General features: G+C 44.1%; 15 protein-coding genes. 9 read left to right on the top strand and 6 right to left on the bottom strand.

The window, feature by feature from the left end; genetic code table 11:
- Window positions 1–2 precede the first annotated feature (2 nt).
- Window positions 3–1,715 (bottom strand): nitrite/sulfite reductase, encoded by a 1,713-nt coding sequence (locus ICN46_RS09820; RefSeq protein ID WP_216208073.1) that lies wholly within the window; start codon window positions 1,713–1,715, stop codon window positions 3–5.
- Between the two features lie 180 nt (window positions 1,716–1,895).
- Between ICN46_RS09820 and ICN46_RS09825 the strand changes: the two genes are divergently transcribed.
- On the top strand, window positions 1,896–3,164 hold the full coding sequence (locus ICN46_RS09825) for a serine hydrolase domain-containing protein (protein WP_216208076.1): 1,269 nt from the start codon (window positions 1,896–1,898) through the stop codon (window positions 3,162–3,164).
- An 86-nt stretch (window positions 3,165–3,250) separates the two neighbouring features.
- Here ICN46_RS09825 and ICN46_RS09830 read toward each other — a convergent pair whose 3' ends face one another.
- Window positions 3,251–3,622 (bottom strand): hypothetical protein, encoded by a 372-nt coding sequence (locus tag ICN46_RS09830; RefSeq protein WP_216208079.1) that lies wholly within the window; start codon window positions 3,620–3,622, stop codon window positions 3,251–3,253.
- Window positions 3,623–3,637: 15 nt separating this feature from the next.
- Window positions 3,638–3,862 (bottom strand): hypothetical protein, encoded by a 225-nt coding sequence (locus tag ICN46_RS09835; protein ID WP_216208082.1) that lies wholly within the window; start codon window positions 3,860–3,862, stop codon window positions 3,638–3,640.
- Window positions 3,863–4,112: 250 nt separating this feature from the next.
- Between ICN46_RS09835 and ICN46_RS09840 the strand changes: the two genes are divergently transcribed.
- Genes ICN46_RS09840 through ICN46_RS09850 form a run of 3 tightly spaced genes read left to right on the top strand, consistent with a single transcriptional unit; the run spans window position 4,113 to window position 6,037 of the window.
- A complete protein-coding gene (locus ICN46_RS09840; protein WP_216208085.1) occupies window positions 4,113–4,709 on the top strand; it encodes an HdeD family acid-resistance protein in 597 nt (198 codons plus the stop codon).
- A gap of 43 nt (window positions 4,710–4,752) precedes the next feature.
- Complete coding sequence (locus tag ICN46_RS09845; protein WP_216208087.1) at window positions 4,753–4,923, top strand: hypothetical protein; 171 nt, start codon at window positions 4,753–4,755, stop codon at window positions 4,921–4,923.
- Window positions 4,924–4,972: 49 nt separating this feature from the next.
- Window positions 4,973–6,037 carry an acyltransferase family protein gene (locus tag ICN46_RS09850; RefSeq protein ID WP_216208090.1) on the top strand — a complete coding sequence of 355 codons (1,065 nt, stop codon included), beginning with the start codon at window positions 4,973–4,975 and terminating at the stop codon, window positions 6,035–6,037.
- A 3-nt stretch (window positions 6,038–6,040) separates the two neighbouring features.
- On the opposite strand, the gene yjgA is transcribed toward ICN46_RS09850, so the two are convergent.
- Genes yjgA through ICN46_RS09865 form a run of 3 tightly spaced genes read right to left on the bottom strand, consistent with a single transcriptional unit; the run spans window position 6,041 to window position 7,265 of the window.
- Entirely contained in the window at window positions 6,041–6,568 is a 528-nt protein-coding gene (gene yjgA, locus ICN46_RS09855) for a ribosome biogenesis factor YjgA (protein ID WP_216208093.1), read from the bottom strand.
- 50 nt (window positions 6,569–6,618) lie between these two features.
- The gene (locus ICN46_RS09860; protein WP_216208097.1) at window positions 6,619–6,930 is read right to left on the bottom strand and encodes a helix-turn-helix domain-containing protein; all 312 of its coding nucleotides are present in this window, start codon (window positions 6,928–6,930) and stop codon (window positions 6,619–6,621) included.
- Window positions 6,927–7,265 (bottom strand): type II toxin-antitoxin system RelE/ParE family toxin, encoded by a 339-nt coding sequence (locus tag ICN46_RS09865; protein ID WP_370625534.1) that lies wholly within the window; start codon window positions 7,263–7,265, stop codon window positions 6,927–6,929. The genes ICN46_RS09860 and ICN46_RS09865 overlap by 4 nt, the downstream gene beginning before the upstream one ends.
- Before the next feature lie 117 nt (window positions 7,266–7,382).
- Here ICN46_RS09865 and ICN46_RS09870 point away from each other — a divergent pair, with 117 nt between their 5' ends.
- The 5 genes from ICN46_RS09870 (at window position 7,383) to ICN46_RS09890 (ending at window position 14,185) form a co-directional block, all read left to right on the top strand.
- On the top strand, window positions 7,383–9,017 hold the full coding sequence (locus ICN46_RS09870; protein WP_216208099.1) for a GMC family oxidoreductase: 1,635 nt from the start codon (window positions 7,383–7,385) through the stop codon (window positions 9,015–9,017).
- A gap of 31 nt (window positions 9,018–9,048) precedes the next feature.
- On the top strand, window positions 9,049–9,924 hold the full coding sequence (locus ICN46_RS09875; protein ID WP_216208294.1) for an EamA family transporter: 876 nt from the start codon (window positions 9,049–9,051) through the stop codon (window positions 9,922–9,924).
- Window positions 9,925–10,041: 117 nt separating this feature from the next.
- Window positions 10,042–11,229 carry an ABC transporter substrate-binding protein gene (locus ICN46_RS09880; protein WP_216208102.1) on the top strand — a complete coding sequence of 396 codons (1,188 nt, stop codon included), beginning with the start codon at window positions 10,042–10,044 and terminating at the stop codon, window positions 11,227–11,229.
- A gap of 146 nt (window positions 11,230–11,375) precedes the next feature.
- A complete protein-coding gene (locus ICN46_RS09885; RefSeq protein ID WP_216208104.1) occupies window positions 11,376–12,254 on the top strand; it encodes a branched-chain amino acid ABC transporter permease in 879 nt (292 codons plus the stop codon).
- Window positions 12,255–12,256: 2 nt separating this feature from the next.
- Window positions 12,257–14,185, top strand: coding sequence for a branched-chain amino acid ABC transporter ATP-binding protein/permease (locus tag ICN46_RS09890; protein WP_216208108.1), 1,929 nt, complete (start codon window positions 12,257–12,259; stop codon window positions 14,183–14,185).
- Window positions 14,186–14,197: the final 12 nt, after the last annotated feature.

A 14,197-nucleotide genomic window follows, 5' to 3' on the forward strand; every position in this document is an offset into this window, starting at 1 on the left:
CATTAACTCGCAGCACTTTCTTTTTGATCGACTGCTTTATCTTTTTTCTTAACGTTTTTATAAGCAGCTTCTTTGAAAGGTGTCACACCAATTCTGCGATATACATTGATAAAGGATTCATCATCGGTGCGATGTTCAACATACGTATTGATAACGTTGGTGATGACATCTGGAATTTCATCGGCGTAGAAAGAAGGTCCAATCACCTTACCAATGGCCGCGTCATTCCCTTGCTCGCCACCCAGGGTGATTTGATACCACTCTTCACCATCTTTATCCACACCGAGTACACCAATGTTGCCAACGTGATGGTGACCACAAGAATTAATGCATCCGGAAATATTTAAACTGATATCACCTAGATCAAATAAGTAATCTAAGTTATTAAAGCGTTCCTGAATAGCCTTGGCGATTGGTAAGGATTTAGCATTCGCTAAAGAACAGAAGTCACCGCCAGGGCAAGCGATGATGTCGGTGAGTAAGCCAATATTCGGCAGGGCTACATGTTGTTGCTTGGCGGCTTGCCATAGTTCAAGCAGTTTTGATTGCTCAACATCAGCCAAGACTAAGTTTTGTTCGTGTGTAACGCGCAGTTCACCAAAGCTATATTGATCTGAAAGGTCTGCAATCGCATTCATTTGCGCAGTAGTGGCATCGCCAGGTGCAACTGTTCCATGGGGTTTGAGTGACAAAATCACACTCGCATAGCCAGGTACTTGGTGCGGTTTGACATTGCGCTCGAGCCAGCGAGAAAAAGCGGAGCGCTGAGATTCTGGTGCGCTGGCAATGACTTGTTCACTTGTTAGTTTGCCCAGTTGCTTGTATGCAGGTTTGGTGAAGTGCTGTGCGACCCGATCCCACTCAGCTTGGGTAAAGTTGTCATCACCATTCTTAATGTGGATCCATTCGCCTTCGACTTGGCGGGCAAACTCTTCTGATCCCAAGGCCTTTACAAGAATCTTAATGCGGGCTTTGTAGAGATTGTCTCTGCGTCCAAAGCGGTTATATACCCGCAGGAGGGCAGTTAAATAACTCGGTAGTACTTCCCATGGCAGATCTTGCTTAATGAGTGAGCCTAGAATCGGAGTGCGACCCATGCCGCCACCAGCATAGATATCTGCTACTAGCTCACCTATGGGATTTTTCTTGAGCTCAATGCCAACGTCGTGACACAGCAGCACTGTACGATCCTCTTTAGCGCCATTGATTGCAAACTTAAACTTACGGGGCAAGTGGGCAAACTCGGGATGTAATGTTGACCATTGACGAAGTAATTCGCAAATCGGGCGAGGGTCAATATATTCATCTGCAGCAACACCAGCAAATGCATCGCTCGTAATATTGCGAATACAGTTTCCCGAAGTCTGAATGGCATGCATTTCAACTTTAGCTAGTTCCGCCAAAATGTCAGGAGTTTTTTCCAGCTCCACCCAGTTGTATTGAATATTCTGACGGGTAGTGAAGTGACCATAACCACGATCATATTTTTCTGCAATGAGGGCTAGGGTACGCAATTGCTTTGCACTCAAAAGTCCATAAGGAATCGCAACGCGCAGCATATATGCATGGCGTTGGTGATAAAGACCATTTTGCAGACGCAGGGGACGGAACTCTTCTTCAGCCAAAGTGCTATTCAGGCGCCTAGCAACCTGGTCTCTAAATTGGGCAACCCTTTGGTCTACAAGGGTTTGGTCAATCGTGTCGTATTTGTACATAGCGCTAGATTCTCGTAGTTTTTGAATATAACTTCAAATACTGAAAAGTCTCATCTATATATCTGATTGGATATATAAAGAGCTATTTGCTTGAAATAATGAAAATCTGTTTAAATACAAGGAGATATCTAAATTTTTCAATTTAACTATCAATTAAAAACAGAATAAATTGGAGACAAAATGAACTCATTAAAAGCTTTCAGCCTGCTGGCGGCATTATTGGCTAGCGCCACTCTCTGGGCGGCAGAGTCTGCAGCGCCACTACCAATGGCACTAGGCAAAGGGTTTAATCAAGAAGGTCTTGCCAAAATTGACGCTTATTTTGCGGATCAAATTGCAAGCAATCAAACGCCAGGCGCAGTGTTGGCAGTGGCTAAAAATGGCAAGTTGGCTATTTATAAGACCTACGGCTATTTAGATAAGGCTAACAATAAGCCGATGACAAAGGATGCTATTTTTAATTTGGCATCCATGACTAAGGTGATGGCGGCTGTCGGTGGTCTGACATTTTATGAAGAGGGTAGGCTACCGCTCAATGCCCCCATCTCTAATTGGTTTCCCCAATTTAAAAATATCACAGTAGGACAAGTTGATGCTGACGGCAAGGTTGCTGCTGTTCCAGCGAAGCGTCCAATTACAGTGCAAGATCTTATGCGCCATACCAATGGTCTGACTTACGGTGCTCGTGGTGATACTCCGGTACATAAGTTGTTTCCGCCATCCTCAGCAAATGCTGCTATGGATTACACCGGCGAACAATTCATTGATAAGTTGGCCAGCACACCTTTGTTATATGAGCCAGGGACGGTTTGGGACTATGGCTTCGGCATTGATGTGCTCGGTTTGCTTGAGGAAAAAATTGCTGGCAAGCCACTGGGCAGCATTCTTCAGGAGCGCGTATGGAGTAAGGTCGGCATGCCTGATACGACTTTTCAGGTGCCAGAAAAAGATCGCGCTCGTTTAGCTCAAGCATTGCCCATTGACCCAATTTCTGGCAAGCCACAAAAATTAAGTATTTTGACCGACAAGGTGAAATTTGATTGTGGTGGCTCTTGCGGATTTTCTACTGCGGGTGATTACGTGCGCTTTGGTCAGATGCTATTAAATGGCGGGAGCTTGGATGGCAAGCGTGTCCTCGGTCCGCAGACCGTGACCTTTATGACTTCAAACCACTTAAATAAAGACATTAAAAATTTAGTGGGCGATACAGAGCCAGGGCGTGTAGGTTATGGTTTTGGCTTGGGTGTTGCAGTGCGTATGGAGCGTGGCTTATCAGCTATTAACGGTAATGTTGGTGATTACACTTGGAATGGCGCTAATGGCACGATTTTTTGGGTTGATCCAAAAGAGCAATTAGTCGTAGTGATGATGTCTGTAGCTCCAGGGGAGATTCGGAAAATTCATCGCGAGAAGTTGAATGCACTTGTGTATGGGGCGCTTGAGAAGTAGATCATCAACTACATCTGCATGATAAAAAGCCCCGATAAGTCGGGGTTTTTTATGAACTACTTTTAGGTTTTATTGCCAATGCTTGATCAGAGTTTAAATTCTCGATAGTGTCGATATAAATTAGCAATCGATGCAAAACCCAGCACCACAATTAATACCGAGAAAAGATATTCGCTAGTTAAGTAAGTGAAGATGCCCAAGTAAATTGCTAGCATGGCCGCGATGAATGCACCAATCGCTCCCAGCACTACTAGCTTAAAGTTTGGAATAAAAGCGCCCAAGGTAATTGCTACAAAAATCAGAATCAGGTCCGAAACTAGTTTGTCGGCAGTTTCAAAAATAGTATTGGTTAGTGCAGGGTAGGAGATCTTACCCAATACAGCAATTAATAGAATGGCTGCAAGAACTATAAAATTGAGTTTTGCTTTATTCAGGATGGTTTTGAGTTGCTCGTTCATCGCCGTCTATTTTTCTTAAGAAATATTGCCATTAAAAACAAGGCTCATGCCAATCCAAAGCAGGATAAAAGCAACCAAAATGGTGAGACCCAGCTTTTTGAGGAAGTATTCGAGCGTATCCATATACGCTTCATCATTTTTGCCAAAGTACTGATCAAACCGTTTCCAGACGAGACGAGCTACGAATAGCGGAAGAATGATGGCCGCAATGCCAAGTAGGACGGTAAAGGTAGTGCTCATGTGATAAGTAAATCCTTGCGCTATCTAAGATGGTTGAGTTGGGAGCAGAAATTACGATAAGGATACATCGCTTGCTTCCAGGGGCTGATTTTTAAGGGGGCTGTAAGCCTAAGGGGCATTTAATACCCTTGCGACCGCATTTCTGATGATTTCCGTGGATTCATTGGATAATCAGCTAGGAGATTCAATTAAAAATTGAGTGATCAGTATTTATTGATGCATTACATGGCAAGCGCTAAAGGGTATATATATGTCTGAAAATAATTCACAATTATCTGGAGCCCAGCTTCAAGAAATTCGTACGGCCGTACTCGGAGCAGCTGCTAAGGCGCCGGGTGCACTAATTGGCTTGGGTGTTTTATTGATTATTTTGGGTATGGTTGGTGTGGCTGGTCAGGTCATGTTCTCATTTGCAACGATAAGTATGCTGGGCGCTTTTTTGATCATCGGCGGTGGCTTACAGTTTGCACATGCTATCAAGTCGCATGGCTGGAAGAGTGTTGGGACTCAAATGGCATTGGCTGTTTTGTATATTGTTGCTGGTGTCTATACTTGGGTTTACCCAATTCCCGCCTTAGAAGCAATCACCTTGTGGTTAGCAGCGATCTTCTTTATCACCGGCTTCTTACGTTTACTTTCCGCATTCCATCACCGTCATTTTCGTGAATGGTTTTGGTTGGTGCTGTCTTCAGCGATCTCTATTTTGATGGGTGTATTGATTATGAATGGCTACCCAGCATCAAGCTTGTGGTTGCCAGGACTGTTAATTGCAATTGAATTGCTATTACAAGGCTGGTCACTACTATTCTTGGGATTTGCTGCGCGCAATTTTGTAAAAAATCAATAATGGTGACATGGTGTTTGTGTAGACAATTTGCCGATAGATAACAATGAAAAAAACCGACCTGTATAAAAATCTAGGCCTAGCAACAGCCCAACGCATGAAAAATTCTGTGAAGGCTGCTAAGCCTGGTGGCGCAGATACCGCTAAAACTAAAAAAGAGCTAGCCAATGCCAATCCCCTGCTAGCGTCTTTAATGGGTAAGGCGAAATCTAAGTAAGTCGGCATCAGTGTTTGCCTAGTCTCTCAATCCTTTTTAAGTTGCCCCCTTGCAGTCAAAAAACCATTTCTTACTAATTGATTTTTTAAAGGTCTTTGCCGCCTTATTAATTATTCTTCATCATCTCTCCAGTTATGGACAGTTAGCTGAAGATGCGCAACATTTTTTACCTGGAATCATGACTTGGTTATTTGAGTATGGGCGCTATGCGGTTCAAATATTCTTGGTGATGGGCGGGTATTTGGCGGCTCAGTCGCTCACACGAACGAGAGACATTAAAAATCCGCATACCGTTCTTAAGCTGATCTTTAATCGCTACTTACGCCTTTTTGCGCCCTATGTCATTGCCTTGTTGGTCACCATGGTGTGTGCTTGGATAGCGCGCTTTTGGGTGCAGGACGAATATGTTGGTGAGTCCGAAACTTTGGGGCAATTTTTAGCCCACCTTTTTTTCTTACAGGGCATCTTGGGTCTCGATTCTATTTCTGCTGGCGCTTGGTATGTTGCAATTGATTGGCAGCTCTATGCGGTGCTTGCGATCATGCTGGGAATGTTTCCAAACTTTCGATCTTTGATTTGGGCGTCCCTCATCCTGATCGTAGCCTCTTTGCTATATTTCAATCGCTTGAGCCATTATGAAAATTATTTCATCTACTTTATTGGCGCTTATGGCTTAGGAGTATTGGCTCAATTAGCAAAAAATGATTCTGAGCCAACCATCAGTCGTTTGGCAAAGTTATCTATCGTAATTACGGGCTTGATTATTTTGGTTTCAAGTTTTCATCATCTCTGGATCAGAAATATTTTGGCCTACCTGGTGACCATTGCCTTAATCATGTGGGGCGATCGCGCATATAAAGATCAGAAGCACGCAAAAATGCACAATCTGGTTTTTTCTATCTTATGGGGTAGCCGTAGATCCTATTGTGCATTCTTGCTGCACTTTTCATTGATATTAATTGCGAACACGATTTATATTGCCTCAGGATTGAGCTCACAACACAACGGTGGGGTTGCTCTCGGATTAATGTTAGCAACTGTCGTAGCGAGTTGGATTGCGGCCAACTATTTATATCGTCTGGTAGAAGTGCCGTCGCGACACCTCAAGCTCTGATATTTATAGACCCAAGTCTTTTAAAACGCGGAAAATTTCACGATACGCTTTGGGTGGTTTGTTTTGTTCTTTTTCTCTACGGGCATTTCGAATGAGTGTGCGCATATTCTGAATATCCATATCCGGAAATTGCTCAATGAGTTTGGTGAATGTTTCATCATTTGCTATGAGCTTATCGCGGTAGTTTTCCAAGAAGTGTAGTTTGGCTGTTTCAGCCTTACTGACTCCTTGAATGGCATCTAAGCGTTTTTGAATGGCTGCCAGCTCTTCTTCATCCAAAAAGCGCATCAGTTTGCCTAGATATTGCTTATGACGACGAATCGCTTCAAAACTCTTAATCTTGGGTGTTTCGGCAATGGCAGTTTTAATCGCTTCATCCATGGGGATGCTCTTTAGTCCATCACTACTGAGAGCGGCCAATACCTCAGCTAACTTTTGACGCTCCGTCATTTGGCGTTTTAGCTCAGATTTACTGGGACCCTCATCAGGATCTTCCTTCTTGGGGGTGCGGTTCTTTTCATTAACGTGCATATGAGGATTTTAGACTGTATTGGTTCCATAGCCACTTAAAGAAAGTGCTTTTATGTGAGTATTTGTTTAAGTTTTCGAAGATCCATGGTTGAAAAGAGCTGGCTTCTGCCGATGACATCTTTAGGTTTCAGTTTGCCCGATTGAACATAGCGACGAAAGGTCGGCATAGAAACCTCTAAATATTCTGCGGCCTCTTCAGCAGAGAAGATGTCATTCCGAAGATGGCCAAATAGCTGCTCATGATTAAAGTCACTCTCTTGGAATGCGTTAATTGCGATTAAAGAGAAAAATTTGATACGCTCTTTCGTTGACATTTTTTTAACTTGATCAAACATATCTTCTGCCGTTATTGAGAAACTCATTTCTCCTCCTCTTCAGATTGTCGCAACACTGCTTCTTGTCGTAAAAATCGCTTTAATTCAGTATAAAAATTTTCGTGACTACCAATTTGGTAAAAATTAATCCAAATAAGATTAATTTTTCCATCACACTTACTAAATTTATAAGCTATCAAATACTCTTGTTTGTTAAAGCGAAACTTAAAAATAAAAATACTCTGTAAGTCCCCCAATTTTTGCTCACCTAAATTTGGGTTTTTGCATATCTCGATAACCCTATCTTCAATTGCGAGCTGAAAGGGCTTGTTTGCCTTTTTTACGAAGTGTGCAAAAGGTCTTTTGTAATTAATTTTTATGATCTAATATTAGATAAGCAATGATTCTATATAAAATCACTAAAAGTGACAAGATTCACTTGACTTTCTAGTATGGTGAATAATGAACATCAGGTACAACGTGCTTATCTAAATAGAGACATGACTCAAGCAGACCAAAATAATACTTACGACTACATCATTATTGGAGCGGGGAGCGCAGGCTGTTTGTTGGCAAAGCGTCTGACAGAAAATCCCAATAAGCGTGTTTTGTTGATCGAAGCCGGCAAGAGCGATAACTACATTTGGATTCATATTCCCGTTGGTTATTTGTATTGCATTGATAACCCACGTGCCGATTGGCGCTTTCGCACGAGCAATGAAGTTGGATTAAATGGACGATCATTGCTCTATCCAAGAGGAAAAGTGTTGGGTGGATGTTCCTCTATCAACGGCATGATTTATATGCGCGGTCAAACTGGCGACTACGAGTCTTGGGTAGCGGCCACCGGTGATGAGTCTTGGTCTTGGAAAAATGCCCTCAAGCGTTATAAGCAATTTGAGGATTACCACGGCGAGGCTAATGAATGGCATGCCAAGGGCGGTGAGTGGACTGTGTCTAAGCAACGTTTACGTTGGCCCATTATGGATATCTTTAGGCAGGCGGCAGTTGAGGCGGGCATTCCAGCTTCGGATGACTTCAATTGTGGTGATAACTTTGGCGTTGGCTATTTTGATGTTAGCCAGCGCAAGGGTTGGCGTCTGAATACCTCCAAAGCATTTTTATCTGACGCTGCAAAACGTAGCAATCTCACGGTGATTACCGAGGCTATGGTGACAAAGCTGAAAATTGACCCCATTAGCAAAAATTGTTACGGCGTCGAGTATCTGCAAAATGCTGTTGCAGCAGAAGCATTCTGTGCAATCGATCAAGGTGGTGAGGTCTTATTGACTGCGGGCTCTATCGGTAGCGTACAAATTTTGGAGCGCTCAGGGGTTGGTGCTGCGGCTCATCTAGAAAAGCTAGGCATTCCGGTAATTCAAGACTTACCTGGTGTTGGTGAAAATTTTCAAGATCACTTGCAACTGCGCATGATTTACAAGGTGAGTGGCATTAATACTCTGAACGCTAAAGTCCACTCATTATTTGGCAAGCTCATGATTGGCCTTGAATATGTATTCAAACGTTCTGGACCAATGTCGATGGCGCCATCGCAATTGGGCGCATTCGCCTTTAGTTCCCCGGAGCAAAAAAGTGCCAATGTGGAATACCACGTCCAACCTTTATCGCTAGAGAAGTTTGGTGAAAATCTGCATACGTTCAATGCTTTTACTGCAAGCGTTTGTAATTTGCGCCCCACATCTCGCGGTAGCGTTCATATCAATTCCATTGATCCTGAGGCACCTCCAGTTATTAGTCCCAATTATTTATCCACAGAGGAAGATCGAAAAGTTGCCGTTGAGTCTTTAAGGCTCACACGGAAGATCGTAGGGAGTACTGCCCTGCAGGCTTATGTCCCAGATGAATACAAACCAGGAAAGCAATATCAAACTGATGCAGAGCTTATTCAAGCTGCGGGTGACATTGGCACAACTATTTTTCATCCTGTAGGCACTTGTAAGATGGGCCGTGCTGATGATCCTTTTGCGGTATTGGATTCTGAGTTGCGAGTGAGGGGCATTCATCACCTGCGGGTTGTGGATGCATCCGCTATGCCAACGATTACTTCAGGAAATACTGCCGCTCCAACGATGATGATTGCGCAACGTGTGGCGGAGTTACTTACTGGTGAATAAGGCGCCCCCAAAGCAAGCATCGCATTATCAACTGCCTTTTAGCCACCTCCTTCTAGCATTGGCAATTGTGGCGGTATGGGGTACCAATTTTGTCGTGATTAAGATGTCCTTGGCTAGCTTTCCACCATTTCTGTTTGCTGCACTACGCTATGCCTTTGCCTTGTTGCCCGTAGTCTTTTTTGTAGCTAAGCCTAAAGTGCCCTGGAGCAATCTCTGTGTGTATGGGGTAGCGGTTGGGGTAGGGCAGTTCGGGGTGCTTTACTTCGCTATTAATGGCCACATTTCTCCAGGATTGGCTTCTTTGGTGATCCAGACCCAGGTGTTTTTTACGATTGGCTTTGCCATGTTTTTTGCTAATGAAAAGCTTCGGCTATATCAAGCAGTAGCGGTAGGGGTGGCCATGATCGGCCTAGGAATTATTGCAGTGCACACAGACTCTACAACTACTGTCTTGGGGCTGGCTTTAGTGGTGTTAGCTGGTTTCTCATGGGGAATAGCTAACACCGCCAGTCGCCGTGCCGGATCTATCAATATGTTCTCGTATGTAGTTTGGGCCAGTGCTTTTGCTGTCCCCCCATTAGTTCTGATTTCGTTTGTGTTTGAAGGAGGGTGGGAATCCATCTCCTATTCAATGGCTGCCGCTCCACCCGGGGCTTGGCTTGGGGTGCTCTGGCAGGCCTGGGGTAATACCCTTTTTGGCTATGCTGCGTGGGGCTGGTTGCTTTCCAAGCACCCAGCTGCGGTAGTGGCACCTGCCCCTCTATTGGTACCCATATTTGGCATGGGGTCATCCGCTTTTTTCTTGGACGAGTCCTTGCCGATCTGGAAAATCCTTGCCGCTGGATTGGTTATAGCCGGCTTGATGGTGAATTTATTCTGGCCAAATCTAAAGCGTAGGCTAATGTAAAACCCTAATACAAAGCACTTTTTTTGCGCTAGCATTAACAGTAAGATAAGCCTTCGATATAAGCTTTATCAATAAAACAGTATTTATTTAATTAGTAACTTTAGTCATGGAGACTTTATGAATATTCGTCATCACATTTTTGCAGTAGCTGCTGCTGCAATGCTTACCACCGGCGCATACGCTGCTGATATCAAAGTTGGTGTTATTGGCCCATTTACAGGCGGCTCATCATCCATGGGCGTCAGCATGCGAGATGGCGTGCGTTTAGCTACTAAAGAAATTAATGCTGCTGGTGGCATTAACGGCAACAAAATCGTTCTAGTTGAGCGAGATGATGAAGCTAAAAATGAGCGCGGCGTGCAAATTGCACAAGAATTTGTTAACAACGAAAAAGTAGTTGCTACATTGGGTTACATCAACACTGGAGTTGCATTGGCTTCCCAGCGCTTTTTCCAGGAAGCAAAGATTCCTGTCATCAATAACGTTGCTACAGGCACATTGATTACTAGTCAATTTCCGAATGCAGCAGAAAATTATGTATTTCGTACATCTGCTGCTGACAACATTCAAGCCCCAATGATTGCTAAAGAAGCAGTTGAAAAGCGTGGCTTGAAAAAAGTGGCGATTTTGGCTGACTCTACTGGCTATGGCCAATTGGGCCGTGAGGATTTAGAAAAAGCATTGAAGAAGTATGGCGTTACTCCAGTTGCGATTGAGAAATTCAATATTGGTGACGTTGATATGACATCACAGCTACTCAAGGCTAAGAATGCTGGCGCAGAAGTAGTTTTGACCTACGCAATTGGACCTGAGTTGGCGCAAATTGCTAACGGTATGGCTAAGTTGGGCTGGAAGAAGCCAATGATTGGTAGCTGGACATTATCTATGGCTAGCTTTATTGATACTGCTGGTAAAAACGGTAACGGTGCAACAATGCCAGAAACCTTTATTCAGGTTGGTAACACTCCAAAGCGCAAAGCATTTATTGATGCCTATTTAAAAGAGTTCAAGCCTAAGAATGGCATTATTGCTTCCCCAGTTTCTGCTGCTCAAGGTTACGACTCTGTTTACTTGTTGGCTGCTGCAATTAAGCAAGCTGGCGGCACAGATGGACCAAAAATTCTTGGCGCATTGCAAACCTTGAATACACCATTGGAAGGTGTTGTTACAACTTATAACAAGCCTTATAGCCAAACTGACCATGAGGCCATCACAGAGCAAGATGTAGTGATGGGTATTGTGGAGAATGGCCGTGTTGAGTTCTTGAATGCTGAAGATGCTACTAAGGGCACTAAGAAGAAGTAAGTTTGGCAAGGCGACTGGGTACGTCTTGATGGCCTATTCTGTGTCGCATCATTGCTAATGTCAAAACGCCGCCTATAAAGCGGCGTTTTGCTTACAATGTCAAATTCTTTAATAAAAACAGTTTTAAGCATTTTTGGGTCTAGACAATGGAAATCCTTGCACAAATCCTTTCGAGCGGTATAGCAGTGGGCATGATCTATGCGGTCATTGCTTTCGGCTTCCAGCTCACCTTTGCCACATCGGGCACCCTGAACTTCGGTCAAGGTGAAGCTTTGATGTTGGGCGCCTTGGTTGGCCTTACTTGTGTAGATACCTTAGGCATGAACTACTGGTTGATGATTCCAGTGGTGTGTTTATTCGGCATGCTCCAAGGTGGATTTGTCGAGTTGATTGGCGTGCGCCCTGCGATCAAAATTAAATCAGAGTTCGGCTGGATTATGTCCACCATTGCGCTGGGTATTATTTTTAAAAACGTTGCGGAAAATATTTGGGGTCGTGATGCATTGCCGTTCCCATCCCCGTTGAGCAGTGACCCATTAAATTTCTTGGGCGCAAATATCATGCCAATGGAAATTTTGGTGGTAGTTGGTGCGCTCGTGATGATGTTGCTTGTCGAGTTCTTTAATCGCAAAACAATTTATGGTAAAGCGGTTGTTGCAACGGCTAATGATCGTGATGCAGCAGGTCTGATGGGCATTAATACCAGTCTGGTAATTACTTTTTCCTACGCACTTTCTTCTTTAACAGCAGCATTTGCGGGCATCTTGATCGCGCCCTTGACCTTGACGGGTGCGACCATGGGTGGTGCCCTAGGTTTAAAGGCTTTCGCGGTGGCGATCATTGGTGGTCTTTCAAGCGGCCTTGGCATTATTGTTGGCGGTTTGATTTTAGGAATCATTGAGACTGCTACTGGCTTTTATATTTCGACAGGCTACAAAGATGTACCTGGCTTGATCTTGCTGTTGCTCGTACTTGCGTACAAGCCATCAGGTCTCTTTGGTAAATCTGCAATTAAGAAAGTTTAATAATGAAATTGAAGGCTCACCTTCCTCTATTAATTGCAATAGTTGCCCTCTTTTGTTTGCCGCTATTGATTCATAATCCTTATTACATTCACTTAGCTGAAACGATCCTGATTTACACCATTTTGTTGTTTGGTTTGGATATCGTTGTCGGTTATGTCGGTCAAGTGTCTTTAGGGCATGCAGGTCTTTTCGGGATTGGCTCTTATACAGTCGGCATTTTGTTTTTCCATCTAGGTTGGCCAATTTGGGCAACCCTGCCTGCATCCATCATCGTGACGGCTATCTTTGGCGGCATTTTGGCTTTGCCTGCCTTGAAGGTAATTGGACCATATTTGGCGATGGTCACCTTGGCATTTGGAACGATTGCCCAGATCATGATTAATGAGATGAGTTGGCTGACTGAAGGTCCTGTGGGCATTAAGCTCACAAGACCAGAGATCATGGGCGTACCGATGACTAAAGCCGAGTATTTCTGGCTGGTCTCAGCAGTCATGATCTTGGCATTAATTGTGATTGATCGTTTTGTAAAGTCACAAATGGGTCGCGCATTTGAAGCTCTGCGAGATAGTCCTGTAGCTTGCGATTGTATGGGCGTATCCGTTTATCGCTTTAAGGTGATTGCATTCGTGATTAGTGCTGGTTTCGCAGGTTTAGCTGGTGGCTTATATGCTTATTCAGAGCAGTACATTTCACCAAATACCTATATCAATGAGTTGGCCGTATTATTTTTATTAGCCATCATCATGGGTGGACGTAAGTCACGTTTAGGTGCAGTCATTGGTGCTGCCATTATTGTTCTGCTGCCAAAATTACTTGACGACATTCAGTTATTCCGCATTGTTGCATCCATCATTGCTCTCGTAGTAGTCGTTGGCGCTGCAATATTATTTGCCAAGAAATTAACTACTGCACGTCGAGTTGCCATACCCTTGGCTGGCGTAGTGGGCTTAGCGGCTTTTTCATTTTGGCTGGATAATATTTCTGACTGGCGTTTAAGCATCTTCGGTTTCATGATTTTGCTGGTGGTCTATTACTTGCAGAACGGTATTGTTGGTTTTGCAAAGAGCTTTTATCAGTCGATCGCAGGTAAGGCTAAAACAAGCCGTGGCGAGACCGCCCAAGAGGTAGATGATTCGATCAGCTTCATTAGTTCGGTTGCCAACCAAAATACAGGCGCTGAACTCTTACAGGTGGACTCCGTCTTAATGCAATTTGGCGGTTTGAAGGCACTCAATAATGTCAGCTTAAGTATTAAACGTGGCACCATTCATGGTTTGATTGGTCCTAACGGCTCTGGCAAGAGCACCATGATGAACGTGCTGACCGGCATTTACATGCCAACTAGTGGCAATGTTTTATTTTCCGGCCAAAGCGTGGTTGGTAAGACCTCTTCTGATATTGCTTTATCGGGAATTGCGCGTACATTCCAAAATGTGCAGTTGTTTGGCGAAATGACGGCCATCCAAAATATTTTGGTTGGACTCCATCACACCTTCAAATCGAATATGGTGGAGATTGCACTTCACTTGCCGCGCTATAACAAAGAAGAAGCTGAGGCTCACGCAAGAGCATTAGCGCTCTTGAAATTTGTTGGCCTTGAGGATTTGGCTAATGAAGAGGCGCGCAATCTGCCGTATGGTAAGCAGCGCCTCTTAGAGATTGCACGCGCCTTAGCGCTTGACCCAGAATTACTCTTATTAGATGAGCCTGCTGCGGGTTTAACAGCCCCTGATATTAAGGAACTTCTACGCATTATTCGGAAGATTCGTGACAGCGGCATTACCTTTATCTTGATTGAGCATCACATGGATGTAGTGATGTCAGTTTGCGATACCGTTTCTGTGCTGGACTTTGGCCAGAAGATTGCAGAGGGTAAACCAGCTGAAGTTCAGGCAGACGAGAAGGTGATTCATGCCTACTTGGGCGCTTAACCATTAGAACCA

The organism is Polynucleobacter sp. Latsch14-2, assembly GCF_018881925.1.
In the GTDB taxonomy this organism is placed as follows: Bacteria; Pseudomonadota; Gammaproteobacteria; order Burkholderiales; family Burkholderiaceae; genus Polynucleobacter.